The 15,997-nt window shown below is 47.2% G+C and carries 21 protein-coding genes, 1 other RNA gene and 1 pseudogene; 13 read left to right on the forward strand and 10 right to left on the reverse strand.

Going from position 1 to position 15,997, the window contains the following annotated elements; all coding sequences use genetic code 11:
- Positions 1 to 12 precede the first annotated feature (12 nt).
- On the forward strand, positions 13 to 1,083 hold the full coding sequence (locus MKY22_RS06610) for a hypothetical protein (protein ID WP_341087633.1): 1,071 nt from the start codon (positions 13 to 15) through the stop codon (positions 1,081 to 1,083).
- 98 nt (positions 1,084 to 1,181) lie between these two features.
- Here the strand turns inward: MKY22_RS06610 and MKY22_RS06615 are convergent, their stop codons facing one another.
- The 3 genes from MKY22_RS06615 to MKY22_RS06625 form a co-directional block, all read right to left on the reverse strand.
- Positions 1,182 to 2,075, reverse strand: a complete 894-nt coding sequence (locus MKY22_RS06615; RefSeq protein WP_214729807.1) for a hypothetical protein — start codon at positions 2,073 to 2,075, stop codon at positions 1,182 to 1,184.
- An 89-nt stretch (positions 2,076 to 2,164) separates the two neighbouring features.
- Positions 2,165 to 2,371: a DUF2922 family protein gene (locus tag MKY22_RS06620; protein WP_035408457.1), complete on the reverse strand. Its 207-nt coding sequence runs from the start codon at positions 2,369 to 2,371 to the stop codon at positions 2,165 to 2,167.
- A gap of 36 nt (positions 2,372 to 2,407) precedes the next feature.
- The gene (locus MKY22_RS06625) at positions 2,408 to 2,635 is read right to left on the reverse strand and encodes a DUF1659 domain-containing protein (RefSeq protein ID WP_023467919.1); all 228 of its coding nucleotides are present in this window, start codon (positions 2,633 to 2,635) and stop codon (positions 2,408 to 2,410) included.
- A 68-nt stretch (positions 2,636 to 2,703) separates the two neighbouring features.
- Here MKY22_RS06625 and MKY22_RS06630 point away from each other — a divergent pair, with 68 nt between their 5' ends.
- From MKY22_RS06630 to MKY22_RS06645, 4 genes are all read left to right on the forward strand, one after another.
- Positions 2,704 to 3,699 (forward strand): potassium channel family protein, encoded by a 996-nt coding sequence (locus tag MKY22_RS06630; protein ID WP_341087639.1) that lies wholly within the window; start codon positions 2,704 to 2,706, stop codon positions 3,697 to 3,699.
- A gap of 69 nt (positions 3,700 to 3,768) precedes the next feature.
- On the forward strand, positions 3,769 to 4,461 hold the full coding sequence (locus MKY22_RS06635; protein WP_029341394.1) for a hypothetical protein: 693 nt from the start codon (positions 3,769 to 3,771) through the stop codon (positions 4,459 to 4,461).
- A 59-nt stretch (positions 4,462 to 4,520) separates the two neighbouring features.
- Positions 4,521 to 4,934: a hypothetical protein gene (locus MKY22_RS06640; RefSeq protein WP_023467922.1), complete on the forward strand. Its 414-nt coding sequence runs from the start codon at positions 4,521 to 4,523 to the stop codon at positions 4,932 to 4,934.
- Positions 4,935 to 4,983: 49 nt separating this feature from the next.
- Positions 4,984 to 6,327, forward strand: coding sequence for a S8 family peptidase (locus MKY22_RS06645; protein WP_214729809.1), 1,344 nt, complete (start codon positions 4,984 to 4,986; stop codon positions 6,325 to 6,327).
- 46 nt (positions 6,328 to 6,373) lie between these two features.
- Here MKY22_RS06645 and MKY22_RS06650 read toward each other — a convergent pair whose 3' ends face one another.
- Complete coding sequence (locus MKY22_RS06650; protein ID WP_029341396.1) at positions 6,374 to 6,817, reverse strand: hypothetical protein; 444 nt, start codon at positions 6,815 to 6,817, stop codon at positions 6,374 to 6,376.
- A 134-nt stretch (positions 6,818 to 6,951) separates the two neighbouring features.
- On the opposite strand from MKY22_RS06650, the gene rnpB reads away from it, so the two are divergent.
- Both rnpB and MKY22_RS06660 read left to right on the forward strand, forming a co-directional pair.
- Positions 6,952 to 7,325: RNase P RNA component class B (gene rnpB, locus MKY22_RS06655), an RNA gene on the forward strand.
- Between the two features lie 111 nt (positions 7,326 to 7,436).
- On the forward strand, positions 7,437 to 8,582 hold the full coding sequence (locus MKY22_RS06660; protein ID WP_214729810.1) for a THUMP domain-containing class I SAM-dependent RNA methyltransferase: 1,146 nt from the start codon (positions 7,437 to 7,439) through the stop codon (positions 8,580 to 8,582).
- 218 nt (positions 8,583 to 8,800) lie between these two features.
- Here the strand turns inward: MKY22_RS06660 and MKY22_RS06665 are convergent, their stop codons facing one another.
- The 4 genes and pseudogenes from MKY22_RS06665 to MKY22_RS06680 form a co-directional block, all read right to left on the reverse strand.
- Positions 8,801 to 9,028, reverse strand: a complete 228-nt coding sequence (locus tag MKY22_RS06665; protein WP_214729811.1) for a hypothetical protein — start codon at positions 9,026 to 9,028, stop codon at positions 8,801 to 8,803.
- Between the two features lie 253 nt (positions 9,029 to 9,281).
- Positions 9,282 to 9,704 carry a hypothetical protein gene (locus tag MKY22_RS06670; RefSeq protein WP_214729812.1) on the reverse strand — a complete coding sequence of 141 codons (423 nt, stop codon included), beginning with the start codon at positions 9,702 to 9,704 and terminating at the stop codon, positions 9,282 to 9,284.
- 583 nt (positions 9,705 to 10,287) lie between these two features.
- Positions 10,288 to 10,704 carry a GNAT family N-acetyltransferase gene (locus MKY22_RS06675; RefSeq protein ID WP_214729815.1) on the reverse strand — a complete coding sequence of 139 codons (417 nt, stop codon included), beginning with the start codon at positions 10,702 to 10,704 and terminating at the stop codon, positions 10,288 to 10,290.
- Between the two features lie 935 nt (positions 10,705 to 11,639).
- Positions 11,640 to 11,907, reverse strand: a pseudogene (locus MKY22_RS06680) (IS30 family transposase); the annotation flags it as partial.
- On the opposite strand from MKY22_RS06680, the gene MKY22_RS06685 reads away from it, so the two are divergent.
- The 6 genes from MKY22_RS06685 to MKY22_RS06710 all read left to right on the forward strand — a co-directional run bounded on the left by MKY22_RS06685 (position 11,890) and on the right by MKY22_RS06710 (position 14,467).
- Positions 11,890 to 12,417 carry a M20/M25/M40 family metallo-hydrolase gene (locus tag MKY22_RS06685; RefSeq protein ID WP_341087652.1) on the forward strand — a complete coding sequence of 176 codons (528 nt, stop codon included), beginning with the start codon at positions 11,890 to 11,892 and terminating at the stop codon, positions 12,415 to 12,417. The pseudogene MKY22_RS06680 and the gene MKY22_RS06685 overlap by 18 nt on opposite strands.
- Before the next feature lie 46 nt (positions 12,418 to 12,463).
- Entirely contained in the window at positions 12,464 to 12,754 is a 291-nt protein-coding gene (locus MKY22_RS06690; RefSeq protein WP_214729710.1) for a hypothetical protein, read from the forward strand.
- Positions 12,755 to 12,779: 25 nt separating this feature from the next.
- A complete protein-coding gene (locus MKY22_RS06695) occupies positions 12,780 to 13,253 on the forward strand; it encodes a GNAT family N-acetyltransferase (RefSeq protein WP_214729711.1) in 474 nt (157 codons plus the stop codon).
- Positions 13,250 to 13,657 carry a cytidine deaminase gene (locus tag MKY22_RS06700; RefSeq protein WP_029341405.1) on the forward strand — a complete coding sequence of 136 codons (408 nt, stop codon included), beginning with the start codon at positions 13,250 to 13,252 and terminating at the stop codon, positions 13,655 to 13,657. The genes MKY22_RS06695 and MKY22_RS06700 overlap by 4 nt, the downstream gene beginning before the upstream one ends.
- A 41-nt stretch (positions 13,658 to 13,698) precedes the next feature.
- Positions 13,699 to 13,917, forward strand: coding sequence for a hypothetical protein (locus tag MKY22_RS06705; protein WP_029341406.1), 219 nt, complete (start codon positions 13,699 to 13,701; stop codon positions 13,915 to 13,917).
- A 73-nt stretch (positions 13,918 to 13,990) separates the two neighbouring features.
- Positions 13,991 to 14,467 carry a glutathione peroxidase gene (locus MKY22_RS06710; protein WP_341087657.1) on the forward strand — a complete coding sequence of 159 codons (477 nt, stop codon included), beginning with the start codon at positions 13,991 to 13,993 and terminating at the stop codon, positions 14,465 to 14,467.
- A gap of 78 nt (positions 14,468 to 14,545) precedes the next feature.
- Here the strand turns inward: MKY22_RS06710 and MKY22_RS06715 are convergent, their stop codons facing one another.
- The gene (locus tag MKY22_RS06715; protein ID WP_214729713.1) at positions 14,546 to 15,007 is read right to left on the reverse strand and encodes a hypothetical protein; all 462 of its coding nucleotides are present in this window, start codon (positions 15,005 to 15,007) and stop codon (positions 14,546 to 14,548) included.
- A gap of 3 nt (positions 15,008 to 15,010) precedes the next feature.
- The gene (locus MKY22_RS06720; protein ID WP_214729714.1) at positions 15,011 to 15,922 is read right to left on the reverse strand and encodes an EamA family transporter; all 912 of its coding nucleotides are present in this window, start codon (positions 15,920 to 15,922) and stop codon (positions 15,011 to 15,013) included.
- Positions 15,923 to 15,997: the final 75 nt, after the last annotated feature.

Raw genomic sequence — 15,997 nt, forward strand, 5'->3', positions numbered from 1 at the left:
AGGAGAAATCTCATGAAACGATATCGTCAACTTCTGATCTATGGAGTGATCATTCTCATAACAATCGGAAGCTACATCGGCTACACGCTGTCGATCAAAGGAGCAGACTTTTCGCTCGAGACCGTCAGTGGAAAATCATCGCAAATCGAAAATTTTAATTTACGTCTTCAGACGAAAGGCATGCGTTCGACGATTTATGATGTCAACGCTAAGGGAGACATCGAAAAACAGTCAAATTCTTACGTCGGACAACTATTCCGTGAAGATAGCATGACGGATTTACCAGATAAATATTACGAATTCACGACGCATATGGAAACGAATGTAAGTGGAGATGGACAATCAGAGTATGCGATTCAGATCAAACAAAATAAACTGCAATTTAAGATGTTTACGTTTAAGACGGAGGAGATGTTCGAGAAAACATTTCAGTATGATACAAAACTTGAGACGGGGATGGACATACAAGCCACTGTCGTCGATAAACAGGCGATGAAGGTCTACATCCAACTCGATCGAGTCGATCAGCCAAGGGAAACAAAACTGCTTGTGCTCGATTTAACAGGCGACCGGGTTGAAGAGATCGTTCTTCAAAAGCCAGTAGCGCCTAAACACGCTCGTCAATTTTTAGCGATTCATCAAAATGAGGTCGTCTACACGGAACAACCGTCTGACAGCGATGAGGAGAACACAAAACTATCTTATTTCCTCGATGACGGCAAAAGCGTTCGTTCCATCAAGGAGTTGAATCAGCAACAAATCGATTATACGCCCTATGCGAACGGTCGTTATCTCATCGGCTTCCGTCTGCCGGAAGGGGAGACGAAACGAATCGAATGGTCGATGTTCGACTTGGAAACGAAACGATTATCCGAGCATAGCGTAAGCAGTCCGCTCGTTTTGAAAAAGATTGATTGGTTGGATTCGAAGGATGAGATGCAACTTTATCTCTCTTCCGAGACAAACGATGGATTCCAAGTGTCCGTGATTGATCTGAAGAATGAGCAACTGATGTATCAAGGAGAAATCAAAGATGCGAATCGTAAAAAAGGAACGCGTATCTATGATTTTGCGGTTCAATGATCCACGAAAAAAACGGTTCGTCCCGGAAAAACTTATCCGGGACGAACCGTTCTTTTTTTCGTTTTGACTAGGAATCGATACATTCTAGGGCGAAAGCATCAAGACGTGAAATTTTTTTCTGCCGCTTTACAGGCACGCAATAAGGCGTCCTTGAAGAAACGATCTTCCTGCGAAGCGAGTTGTTGTGTCGCTTCCTCGTCTCCGCGCAGTGAGCGAGCGAGCATCTGAATGACCTTGACCCAGCGCCGGACGTGATCAAGTTGCGGACGACCCATCGCGACGTACACTGTGAACCAATCATTCTGATCGCGACGGATCATCCGTTGGAATAGTGATTTCGCGAGATCGACTTCTTCGGTCGTCGGGAGTTCGTTCGTCTCGAAATAACGACGTAACGCGGCAACAGCAGTTGCGTACGCTACTTTGACGTCGTCTGACGGCTGATGCTTACCGTAGTCGGATGTCGACAGATGAAGTAAGGCAGGTTTTTTCTCGACACCCGTGATCCAGGCAGAGATCGTCTTATTGCCTTTATAGGCTTGACGGTTCGCGACCGGGAGCTTCGCCGTGACGTTTCCGACTTTCCCGATCAAGGTCACTTTGTTGTTGCGATCCTGAATTTCGGTCACTTTCAACTCGACTGTATCACCCATTTCATGAGGAATGGCTTTCGGCTGGAGCTTTTCTCCTGCCGAGAGCGGCGAACGCTTGCGGATCATCCGCAGTGCTTCTTGTTCAATCCGGTCGTCAAGCGACCACAGATGTTCCGGTGGGACGTTGCGGAACCGGCGACGTCGGACCTTGATGTACTGGTCAAGCGCGTCAGCAGCTTGCTCCCGCGTCGATTCACCACGTGCGACGGGGCCGATGATGTCTCGGAGCGTAATGGATTCGAGACGTTCCATGATGCCTTCGAACGGGATGAGTTCCATTACGTAGAGACTGCAGACGACGAGTTCGCATTCGCGAGGAGTGAGTGGGCGTTTGGCCATAAATTGACTTCCTTTCAGCTGGTTGATGTTTCTAGTATACCAAAAAAAAGCCATCGTCACGTAATCCCGTGACGATGGACTAAAAAAGCTTACAAGACGAATGGCGATTCCGAACTATTTTGCAATTCAGCGGACGCGAGACGTGTGACACCGTTCATGAATGGGTCATGGGCGACGAACAAGTCACCGATTGCTTTGATCTCAGCAACGGTCGCATTCTCCTTCGCACCAGCGATCCGTAAGCGATACGGTTTTTTTGTCACCGTATCAAATGTCAGGACGATCGTATGTTCCATCAATGGTCACTCCTTTCATGAAATGTAGAGGATGGGTCATGCCTTCAGTAGAGCGTAGTCACGGCTGATTTCCGTCAGCGCGTAGCGTCCGTCGAGTAAGCTGCCGATCGATTGCCCGATCGAAGCGACGACGTCTGCTGGAAGATTCGAACGTAAGCCGTTGTAGCGGCGGCGAGCGACGACGGCATCACCGTTTGCTGTCACCTTGTCCTTCCGCTCGAAGACAATGACGAGACTCGTCTTGATTTCTTCTGCTTGTGTCATGTGTATCACCTCCTTCGCCCTTATTGACAGGGGAAGAGACCGGATTGTTCGAAAGGAATGAAAAAAAGATGGTCTGGTTACGTTTTTTACGAAAAGTATCGTTTTTACGCATGCGGACGCTCGGATATGCGTCTTTGATCTTTGTCTTTGGTGTCGCGGGCATCATGTATGCTCTTGAGCCAGAGACGTTCGGATCCTACTTCCGGGCCGTCTACTGGACGATGACGACCGTCGTCACGGTCGGGTACGGCGACTTCTTCCCGAATTCTGATACCGGTCGGATTCTGACGATTTTCGTCTTCATCTTTGGAATCGGGATCGTCGGGGGACTAATCTCAAAACTGGTCGACGGTGTCCAGTTGATTCGCAATCAAAAGGAAAGAGGGTTATTACAAGTGAAAGAAACAGGGCATACCGTCGTTTTCGGTTACAGTCGGCGTTCGAAGCACGTCATCGATTCATTACTCGAACATACGGACGTCGTCCTCGTCGATGATTTAGAGCGCGAGCCATTCAGTCATCCACGATTTCATTACGTCTGTGGTGATCCGGCACTGACCTCGACGCTCGAACGGGCACACATCGAAAAGGCAGTTCGTGCGATCGTCCTCGCCGATCATTCGATTCCACCGGTCCATGCTGACGGACGGACATTGTTGATTGCTTCAAGCATCGAACGGGCGAACCCGAACATCTACACGATCGTCGAGATGATGCTTGAAGAACACCTCGACAGCTTCGAACAGGTTAAGGTTGATGAGGTGTTACTTGGTGATGAGACGATTGCCCGGATGGCGATCCTCGCGTCCCATCATCCTGGCGTGACGAAGGTCGTGACGAATTTGTTGACGAAGGATGGGGGAGGGATGTTCTCAATTCCGACGCGACCGGAATGGGCGACATATCGTGATGCGTTTCATGCCTTGCTAGAAGAAGGGGTGACGATTCTATCCGACGGGAAGCGGCTCGATTTGAACCAACGTCTCGACGAAACGATTCCGAAAAACGGAACGCTGATCGTCTTATGTTCGGAGGAAACCGCCCAACGAATCGGAGCAATTTAAGGTGGGCATGATTCAACTAATCTTTTTTCGGGTATAGTAAACAAATTTACTAAACGGAGGAAAAGGATTATGACACAACCACAACCAGAATGGATCCAAGAATTATTCGAGACGGTCGATCAAGGTGAAATTAAAAATGCACCGAAATTACTCTATATGGCATTGACGCTTGAACCAAGTTATTTTACAAAAGCAGTTAGTCGTTTTAATCAACGATTGGAAGTCGAACCATTAACGGACGTTTCGGAACTACTGACGGTCTATCGTCAATTCTTCCTTTCAGCGAATCCGTCAGAGGAATACTGGTCACTTGCTTGGAACGAACTCATCCAGACCCTACAACATATGATTGATCGACCAGAAGCGCAGCAATTACTTAAGGAACATGTCGATTTACTTGACTGGTGGTCAAGCGAATCGTTGCTGTCACTCCCGAGTTGGTTAACGATTCTCGACGTTGCAGAACGCATCGACGCGCTCGATCAATTTAGCAGTTATCTTCCAGATATCTTTGAGAGCTACGCACTTGAGACAGCAAAGGATGAACCGTTCGCCCGTCTTGCCTGGTACGCACTCGCAAGCAATCAACAAGAGTTGCTTGCCCCGTACAGAGACCGGATTGAAGCCGGTTCGTCGAAGGAAATCCAGTCTCTTCGTCAAGCGGATCTCGTCGATCAAATTGAAACGACACGGGTCGTTATGTTAAAGTCGAAAGATAACGAGCCGATTGAATTAACATTTGATCGAAAATGGACATTATAAATTATCGAAGAAAAAATGACACCTAGAAGCCGCACGAATCCAATCCAAGGGGTGTAGGGATGATTCACGTCAATTTACCGAGTGGTGACTATGTCGTGTTAGTAGAAATAAATCGTGAAGTGCTGCTGTGTCATTCGATTGAAGAAGCGGAACAAGCACAACGTGACCGGTATGAACTGGTCGGACGGATGAGCGAACGCTTGCCGGCAGAAGTGATCGGACCCTCGATTGCGGACTTCGTCCGCTTTTCGACCGGGTTCATCGGCGAAGAAGTAACGTGGCATGAAGAAGAGGAAGCGTTCTTTTGCCAACAGTTCGAGACGTTCGACGGTTCCCCGTTAGGTGAAGACCTGACGGGTATCGATGCAACGCGTTGGCGTGCGGTCCTTGCACGCTATTATGCTTACGTGACGATCGGAAAGATCATTCCTTTTGAAGTCAGCGAAGAACCGGACGGTACGGTTCCGCTTTAGTCCAGACGATTCTTCGGTCGGCGTGTAAACAGAGAAGGGCAGGGTTCCCATGAAAAAGCAACTTGCACTACTCACGCTAGCGACAATCGTCGCCATGCCAACGTCTGCTTTCGCGCAGTCTCAATATGTACAATACGACCCAACCTTTACAGAACAACAAAAACAAGAATGGTTGGCAAATCAGGGGCTGACCGAGATTCGTGCCTTGAAACAAAAAGGATTTTCTCTCGTCGAGCCACTTGCACATCTCGAGGAAGAGGATATCGACGCCGATTTGATTCCGATCACGGATGTCAAAAAAGCGACGGATTCTGCCCAGTTCCAGCAAACGTACCTCGATCAGTCACGGATTCCGGCTTACTGGAAGTACAGCCGCGGGAAATCGGATGTTCGTGTTGCAATCATCGATGACGCGATCGATACGAAACATCGTGAGTTCAAGGATGTCATCTATAAAACGACGACGATTTCCGGGATTCGAAAACCAGATGATCACGGGACACATGTCGCGGGGATTGTCGGGGCGCGTGAAGACGGTCAAGGGATTGTCGGTGTCGCTTCTGGTGTCAAACTGATCGGGGCGGACGTCTTTGACGGAGAATATGCCGGGTCGATCGATATCGGCGACGGTATTTTGTATGCCATCGAGCAGGGGGCAGATGTCATCAATCTGTCGCTCGGACAATATGAATACGATCCGTATATGGAGTCCGCGATCAAAAAAGCAGAAGCGAAAAACATCCTCGTCGTCGGCGCAGCCGGGAACGACGGGAAGGGGAAAGTTCTTTTCCCAGGCTCGATGAGTCAAGTCGTTGCCGTCGGATCAGTCGGGACGCTCGGTCGTGCCTCGACGTTCTCGAACTACGGCAAAGGACTCAACATCATGGCGCCGGGTGAAGGGATTTACTCGACGATCGTCGGGAATAAATACGGCTACTTGGACGGAACGTCGATGGCGACACCAGTCGTCAGCGGTGTACTGGCACTCGCAAAATCGAAGAATCCGTTCGTCTCGAACACGACGATGCGCAGTAAGTTATATGCCGCAGCGACGAAAAAATCAGGCGATACGAAGTTGCATTACGGGACGGGTCGCTTGAACGCCGGAATCTTGGCGACGTTACCGGCACCGATCTCGAAGATCTCGTTGCCGTCAACGGTCAAGCCAAATCAACTGTTTTCATTCTATTTCGATGAGTACGCGAGTGCGAAGACGACGACACGTCTCTATAAGGACGGAAAGGTCGTCAAGACGTTCACGCAATCGAATTTAACGAACGGGACGCATAAGTTTACGTATAAGTTAAAAGACAAGGGATCCTATAAGCTCGTCTTTACGACGACCGGCGGACGCCATACGCGGACCGTTGAACGACTCCTGACAGTGAAATAAAAAAGCGCCTCCCACTGAGTGAGAAGCGCCGTACGAGACCTGAAGGTTACTTCGGGTCTTTTCCTTTTTTATAGACGGGCGTCGGAGGCGTTAATGCCTCTCCAGTCCACGTGATCATCGCTTCCATCTTGTATCCTGTGTCATCCTCATGGACGAACGACAAGCGACTGGAATCGATCAATTGGTATAAACCATAAGCGACCTGGTCGGCCCAAGAGCGTAACGTCATTGCTTCATCATACAACGGGATTTGCTCAGGGAAACGTTCATTCATAAGCAAGATATCGTGTTGATCGAAATGATAGCTACGTTTTGAGAGTGCATCGGGCGCCTTGACGTTGAACGGCTCGAACGCGTGGATGAGCTCTCCTTGACGATAGAAGGCGAAGATGCCGTTTCGCAGATGAAGTGCCTTGATCTCATCGATCTCGATCAAGAATGTCAACTTGCGAACCGTTCGCCGGTTCGTACCAGAGCGTCGTTTTTTCATGCTACATGCCCCCTTCTGAACTCTTGTACTATACCGTGAAATGAGGCAGGGACGCAACTTTTTCGTTTATAAAACGAGAATTGCCTCTTGCAGGAAAGCGGCATCTACGCTACACTCATAAGCAGTGACTATGTTGGTTCGGACAATCGCGGGGCATTTCGGTGCTTTGAGGAAAGTCCATGCTCGCACAGCCTGCGATGGCTGTAGTGATCGTGCTACACAAAAAGATAAGTGTAGGCAGCGTCAAGCTGACGGCAGAAGGAACGCCTAAGTCTTCGGATAGGGCCGAAACTTCTTGAAGGTGCCACAGTGACGGAGCTTCATGGGAAACCATGAAGGTGGAACGAGGTAAACCCCACGAGCGAGAAACCCAAATTTGGTAGGGGAATTTCCGGAGCGGAACTGAACGCGAAGGAGAGCGTATGCAAATACGGAGATAGATGATTGTCGCCTGCGTGTGAGGGTCAAACCGTTTGGAACACTAAGGAACAGAACATGGCTTACAGGACCACATAGGCTGTTATTTTTAAGTTGAACGAGAGTCCAGGTCCACCCTGGGCTCTTTTTTTATTGCAATGAAACGATCCAGTGGAAGAAACGATAAAGGAGTGAACGCGATATGGCAAAACGCTTAGTCATCGCGACAGCGGCGATGGGAATCGAAGCGCTCGTCGCAAAAGAAGTCCGTGCGTTAGGATATGAATGTACGGTCGAGGACGGAAAGGTCTACATCGATTGTGAGATGGAGGACATTCCCCGTTTGAACATGTGGCTTCGGACAGCGGACCGGATCAAACTCGTCGTCGCTGAGTTCCGCGCGACGACATTCGAAAAATTGTTCGATCAAGTCAAGGCACTGCCGTGGCACGAATTGATGCCATGGGATGCGAACTTCATCGTCAACGGTCGTTCGGTCAAGTCGAAGCTGTTCTCGATCCGTGACTGTCAGAAGATCACCGAGAAAGCGATCGTCTCGCACATGCAAGAACAGTACAACAAAGGAACGGAATGGTTACCAAAGACAGGCGCGAGCTATCCGATCGAAGTTGCTTTGTTAAAAGACATCGCGACATTAACGATCGATACGTCTGGCGACGCGTTACACAAACGTGGCTACCGTGAGTTCCACTCGGCCGCTCCACTCAAAGAGACGATGGCAGCAGCGATGCTGATGCTGACGAACTGGAAGCCGGACATGCCGCTCTACGACGTCTTCACTGGTTCAGGTACACTGGCGATCGAAGCGGCGATGATCGGGCGTAATATCGCACCAGGGATCAACCGGGAGTTCGTCTCACAGGAATGGAAATGCATTCCGAAGAAGGCGTGGTTCGATGCGATCAACGAAGCAAACGACAAAGCCGAATGGGACAAACCACTGAAGATTTACGCAAGTGATGTCGACCCAGAGATGGTCAAGCTCGCGAAAACAAACGCAGAACTCGCAGACGTCCGCGATGCGATCAACGTCATGCAACGCGACGCAGCAGACTTCAAACCGAAGGAAGACTTCGGTGTCATCATCGGGAACCCACCTTACGGGGAACGTCTCGAGGACGCACGTGAAGTCCATCAGCTATATCGCAAGATTGGAACGGCGTATAAAGAATTCCCATACTACAGTGTCTACATGATCACGTCGTATGTCGAGTTCGAAAAAGCGTACGGTCGTCCAGCGACGAAGCGCCGGAAGCTGTACAACGGGAATATTGAAGTTCAGTTTTATCAGTATTATGGTTTGCGTCGGAAACGTCCGCAGGCTTAAGCGATTTGTGAGAGGTGAGTGGGCGTCAGTTCCCACTGACTTCTCACTTTTTTATTTTTTCGCAAAAATATCATGAGCCGCTCGGTTGCGCGGTTTTTTTTGAGGTCTAATAATGCCTGGAACTGATTGATAGGATCATGTTGTGAATTGCTCTTAATAAATATGTTCTTTTTAAATCTAAAAGAAAAGGAATCTGAGTGCCCTTAACTGTACTAAGTTCAAGATGCTTCTTCATCGGCGTATTTCATCAAAAACGTACTGTAGGCGGAAATATCAGCTTGAACGAGTTGTTTCATCGTACTGAAATTCTTTTTGATTTCTTGTGATAGTTGAATAGCGTCAGAATAATCTTGTTTGTCGACGCTATAAAACTGCGTCTGAAGTTGTTCGTAAATCCGGTTCATCTCATCCTGGTTAGCAGCTAACCGTTGCGTAGTAGCCGTCACGTCATCGGGTGCGCTCATTTTTTGAAGCGTGGCGAGTTCTGCACTGATAGGAGATCGATCATTTCTTTGAGTGAGAACAGCAATGAAGAAACTGGAGCAGTCACCTTATTGCCGTTTGTTCCGACCATTTGATTCAGCTCATCAATTTTGAAGGAGAGCTGGTCGTACATTTGTGAAACGTTGTAGATACTGGATAAAATTGTAGCTGTATAGTAAGCTATTTCCGTTTGAGAATTAGTATTACTCTCTTTCGTTACCGGCTCCGCGAAGATCGGTTCTTCTTTTTCAATCGACTCTGGTTTTTGACTACATCATTCGTCGCGTCCGGGTGCATGTCGTAACGGGACTCATCCATGTTTTCGAAATTGATCGGCGCATTGATCTTGTCGCTCAAGCTCTTCTTGAGGCTACGGAAAATACCGAGATGGATCCAGTAACCGTCTGCCTTCTGGAAATAGCGCTCCCGATTGACTAAGACCATGTCCGAGAAGTTATCGAGATTCATCTGGTCAAGTGTCTGTCGAGTGTAATACGATTTCAGGACCGGTTCGAGTTCTTCGTTGCCATTGTCGTCTGTCACGACCGTAGATCGTTCAAAGGCGAATAAATCGAAGTTCTTGTTCTTATAGAGGTCCTCCAATAAACGAATCGAATCCAAAGTATAACTTTCGGCCATCGTGTTCTCGCTTCAAAATGCAGAATCTTTATACTGAACAATCAACGTTTTGTCTTTCACCTTCGCACGGTGATCATCTGCTATGATGCCCTCGCGCTCATCAAACGCATGAACCCGATGACGAGATACGAGCTCTAGAATGGATCAAGACTTTAGTTTTCTTAACGATTATTATTTCGCCGTACTTGTTCACCACGAACACTTTTACTTTGAAGAAAGAGAAGTCTTCATAGGGCAATCGCAATAGATGACTCTTCTTCAAACAGCTCATGGTCAACACATACTATTTTCGTACATAATGCGCGCCAGTTCTTTATATTGCCGCGTTAATAAACTGCGAGTTGTTTTTCATCGAATCGTAATCATGATGACAGGGGCCGGCCTAAGAAAGTTGAATTGAGCGTATGCAAATTTGTTCTCGAAAAAATCCTCTTTTTTCAAATATACTTTCCCCTAAAAGGAATCAAAAGAAAGAACAAGAAAAGTTATGTTTAACCAACTTTCTTGCTCTTTCTTTTATGTAAGTTCCCACTATAGTCAGAATACATGAACTAGATTAAGAACTACTAAAAACGATATTATTTTAAATTTTTTTGTATAAATAGTAATGCGTGAACCCCTTTGGGAAATCTTTTAATTCTCCAAAAACCTCGAATCCTAATTTCTTATAAAAAACAGGCGCTTGAAAGCTGAAGGTATCCAATCTTAACAACCGGCATTGTTGAGCTCGCGCATATGCTTCAGCTGTTTCCATTAGCTCTTGGCCTTTTCCCATACCGCGCAGTGAATCGTCCACCCACAGGATATCTACAAAAAAGCATTCCCAGTCTATATGACCGACTAACCCTCCGACGATTTCGCCCTTTTCATCCTTTAATACAAAGTTTATTTTCTCCTCATCATTGTAAGGGACTTTCGATTTATTGTGCCTGACCAAATTATATCGGATAAATCCAGCTTCCTCCTTATCATATCCAACGTGCATGTGGATATTCGTCATCATCATCACTCCTCACTTAATCTATTATAAAGCGTTCGCCTTACCATCATGATGGTCAAATACGTAGACTCAACACTAGATGTAGGGATAGTCATTGATTTTATAGTTTTTTGATTTTAAGCGTTTAGATTTGTTCCTGCGGAAGCTATAATACATCCGATTAAGAAGCTAAAAAAGCCACCATTAATATCCTACATTAACTCTTGTATACCTTCTCTTCTCCTTTCTCACTTATTGTATCAAAGTTTTGTACGACCAAGGGGGTGAATTCTTCCTGCTTTATGAAATTGCTTTTTATCTATATCCCTATTAACAAAGAAGAAATACAAAACGCCTTTTTCTTGTTGTATCCATTAACATGTTAAGATGTCCCCACGTTGATTTTATTCACTATTCTACAAACAGATCTTTCAACCATCCGACAATATTTTAAGAAAGTCTTCTTCAAAATGCTTGACTCCATCTTCATCCACTAAAAAGAAGATGTGATTCTTAGGGGGATCATCGCTAAGTGATACATGAATCCACTTGTTTCATTTACTTTTCATTATTAGGGTATTCTAGGTAATTTGTTGGATCGACTATCGTTAGAACGTAGTATCCGGTTTATTTTCTTAATAGCCTTCTTCGTCTGAAATATCTCCCGAATCAATATCGATCCCCCGCCTATTCATGCATTGAACTTAGATGTCCCAAAGTCATTGAGTTAATGTTCCTGTGACTATACATCACTGATACTATTTAAGATATGACGCAAATAGACATTTTTATCAAGCTACCGTAATTCTTACCAATAGTCCTCATAACTTAAAGCGTTATAACAATGGGATCCGCATGTTCAGAGTTGATTTATCTGTTAAATTTTTCTCGTATGTCGTATTTTTTATACATTTCCCCTTTTCTTATCCAACTTAGTTTTATGAAATGACGGTTTGTCAAATTAAGCGCAACACTCCTTCGGAAAAGACCTCATATGCAGTCTTTCCAATCCAAACACTTTCTTGGTCGATTGTTGATTCTAGAAAGTGCGTGATTTAATTCTGTCTTGTTGATCATTCCGAAGTTGGTTCCCTTTGGGAAGAACTCACGGAGAAGACCATTGGCATTCTCATTGCTGCCACGTTGCCATGAAGAATAGGGATCCGTGAAGTACATTGGGATACCAAGAGAGTCCTGTATCCGTTCGTGACAGCTGATCGAGCGGGCATCGCTGCGATTCTTGAACTCATGGAACGCATTCCAGCGACTGACTTCCGCGGAACGATCAAGCTCGCTTTTTCAATCGAAGAAGAAATCGGTTGTCGTGGTGCAGAATTGATGGACGCGTCCTTTTTAGAGGACGTCGACGCAGCAATCGTCTTTGATCGCCGCGGTACACGCGACATCGTTACAGGGTGTCACGTCGAGTTTGATTTTTGTGAGACAGCTTTTGGTGCATGTTTTGAGCAAGCCGGTATGTTGAGTGATATGCCGAATTGGCGAACGACACGGTACGGAGGAAGCAGTGATACGAAACTATTCGCACTACGAGCTATTCCAGCTGTCAACTTGTCCGTTGGTTATCTGCACGAGCATACGGATTTTGAACAGGTTGATTTCGCGGCGACGCTCGAAACCGTCCGTTTGGTCGAAACATTACTTCATCACCGATTGCTCGAGCGCTATTTCGCTGAGCAGACAAAAAATCCAACTCTAGGCGGATATACCGAGTAATGGATTCCAAATATAGTAAAAAGGAGAGGTGAGAGGAGACGATTCAATGTGGATCATTCTGGGTTTACTGGCGATTGGATTTACGGCACTGAATATTATCTTTTATGTGATCGGTAAGGACTATCGTTTTCTGATGGTGCTCGGACTAAGTTTGACGGCACTGACGCTGTGCGCGGAATACCGACTCGTTGCGGAATTCGTGGCACGGGAGGACTGGGCAGCGTTACAGGACGTCGTACCGGGCATGGAGCGGGCACTGTGGGTATTGACGTTCATCTCGATCGGATTAAATGTATTGCCGCTACTGTTAGACTACCGAAAGAATCGATCTCGTTAACGAACCAAAGAGGAGCTGAATCCTGATGAGCTATACATTTTCACCGCTGACACAACGACAGGCGGAACAGGTCGCCTACGAGTGGCAATATGACGGGGCGTTTGCATTTTATGATATGCCGAATGACGAAGAAGATTTAGTAGAATTTCTCGATCCAGCAAAGCGGACGGAACATTATTTTGCTGTGTTGGATGGGGAAGAATTGGTTGGCTATTATGTATTTGAACCAAACGCAGACGTCGTTGACGTCGGGCTTGGCATGCGGCCGGACTTGACCGGGCGAGGAAATAGTACGGCATTTTTAGAAGCCGGTCTTGCGTTCATCATGGACCGGTATGCACCTAAACAAATCGAATTAGCTGTCGCGACATTCAACGAGCGGGCGATTCGCTTGTATACGAAAAGTGGCTTCCTTCCAGTAGAACGGTTCCAACAGGCGACGAACGGTGGAAGCTATGAATTTTTGAAAATGCGTTTATCGATAGGAGTGATATCATGACAATCGAACAACGATTATTCGAGGCAGCGACGAATTTGATCAATAGCAGATATCCGAATGGATGGGGTGGGGCAGCAGCGATGGCGACCGATGACGGTCAAATCTTGACGAGCGTGGCGCCAGAAGTATTGAACGCTTCGACCGAGTTATGCATAGAAACCGGAGCGATTCTTGAGGCACACAAACTCAATTGCCGCATCACGCATACGATGTGTGTCGTTCGGGATGACGAACAAGCATCTTTTAAAATTTTGACGCCGTGTGGAGTCTGTCAGGAACGATTGAATTATTTTGGACCGGACGTCCTAGCGGCAGTGACGAACTCTGAACAAACCATTCTGTTTAAATCACTCCAAGAGCTTCAACCCTATCATTGGTCACACGCTTATTCGACTGAAACGTAAATGATAAGAGGAAACGTATGTAATGAGAAGGAGATGATCAGATGGTACGTTGTACGAATTGCCAGTATAAGTTCAAAACAAAAGAAGTGCTTGCTGTCGGATTTGCGAAACATGGGAAAGCATGTCCGAACTGCGGCGTGAAGCAATACATCTCGAAAGACTCGCAACATTACTTATCGCTCGGATACGTCAGTCTCTTGTTCGTCTTGATCCTACCGTTCGTCATCAAACTGAGCGACAAAGAAGAGACGATCTGGTAAAGCATTACGCGCATGCCTGAAAACGACAGGGTGCGCGTTTTGTCTTATACTCGGGGCAAAGGAGCTGGGAAACATGCAAACCGTATACGATGCAACCGTACAAAACGCAGCGGGCGAGACTGTTTCATTAGGTGACTATGCTGGACGAGTCCTCGTGATCATCAACACGGCAAGCAAATGTGGGCTCGTCAAACAACTTGGCGAACTGCAGGCATTGTACGATAAATATGACGAGCAGGGAGTCACGGTGCTTGGCTTTCCGTGCGATCAATTCAATCAGCAGGAGTTCGCGAGTCAGGAAGAGACGATGCAGTTCTGTCAGCTGAACTATGGCGTGACGTTTCCGATGTTTCAGAAGATCGACGTCAATGGACCGGACGAGCATCCGCTTTATACGTTCTTGAAGAAAGAACAGTCCGGCTTGCTGTCGTCGAAAATCAAATGGAACTACACGAAGTTTTTAATCGATCGCCAAGGACGTGTCGTACGTCGGTTCAGTCCGGTCGATTCCGTCCAGTCAGTTGAAAGAACGCTATCTTTGTATTTATAATCATAGTAACCGTCCGGCGCGAGCCGTTGGGCGGGACGAACGAATACCCTACCTTTGGCGAGGTAGGGCTTTTTTATGTCATTCAGCGTTGAACGAATCAAATGAATACGTGACAATCGCATCACTTCGTTTATGTCCGAGGTCGATCAAGACTGGTGGCCGGGGAGACAAGACATGAAAATCCTGTTCGAACGCCCGGAGCCAGTAATGGATCCAGTCTTTTGTAGGATCGAGTCCCATCATTTCACGTGCGAACGTCAGTAGCTTTGAATCGGTCAGCGTCAGAAGTGGAATCGGATTGATCTCGACATCTTCTTTTAGTTCATAGAGGTCCGGTGAACGAAGCAGAATCGCATCCGCTTCGAAGGTCAATCGGAAGTAATTGCAACTGTAGTCACCAACGATGACCATCGTCTCCTCCGTATGCCCACGGAAATGAAATATCAATCTGTTACCATTTGCGACATCCATCAAGAACTGATCGAGTCCGATGTTGTAATCCTCGCGAAACTGCAGTTTTTCAAGCGTGATTTCTTGCATGATTTAGCCTCCTGTCCGAGTTTGTCGCTCTTCTATCAAAACGGTTTGGCGCGTTGCTAGGCGAGACGAACTGATTAATAAGACGATACCGAGTAACAATAACGAGATCCCGAACCAAGCCGTGCCACTTAACTGTTCGCCGAGGACGAACACACCGAGCAAAGCAGCCGTCAATGGTTCACCGAGCGAGAGCGTGACGGCAGTCGACGACGGTACGTTCGATAGCCCTTTTGCGAATAACCAGTAAGCAAGCCCGGTCGCAACGACGCCGAGATGGAGGCTGATTCCGGCACCACGTGACGTGAACAGCCAGGAGAGATCGAATAAGAAGAGTAAAGGTGACAACAGAACAGCGCTCGTCGTGAAAATGACGGCAACGACCGACAGCGGCGCGTGTGTCTTGACGAGGTCTCGACTGACGAATGTATACCCGGCAAACGATAGTCCGGCACCTAGTGCGAGGACGATTCCGATTGGATCAATTGCGACCGTTCCTTGATTGTTCAGAAGCAACAGACAACCGGTGATCGATAATCCGGTTGAAGCCCACCACAGCAACGCCGGACGTTTTTTTAGGAACAGCCACTCGATACATCCGGAAAAAATCGGCGCGCTACCGATCGCGACGACGGTACCGACGGCGACACCCGTCATTAAAACAGCCGAGAAGAACAAGGGCTGGTAAGCTGCCATGCTGACGGCAGCAAGTAAAATCGTCCGCAGTGGCCAGTCGCGTAACGTCAGCGTTCCTTTGAAGAGAACGAGACAGAGTAAGAACAGTCCGCCGACAGCCAGACGAACGGCACCAATTGCAATCGGGTGTGCATCTTCTGGCGCAAAGGCTTGTGAGGTCCCCGTCGTACCCCAAAAGATCGCAGCAAGTAATATGAGCAACATCGATGATGATTTAGACATGAGTCACCTCTTCGAATGCAATTTTTTTAATGATATTAGAACGAGAATACCACAGAAAGAGTAAAATGGAATACA

This window comes from Exiguobacterium sp. FSL W8-0210 (genome assembly GCF_038006045.1).
Taxonomy (GTDB): Bacteria; Bacillota; Bacilli; order Exiguobacteriales; family Exiguobacteriaceae; genus Exiguobacterium_A.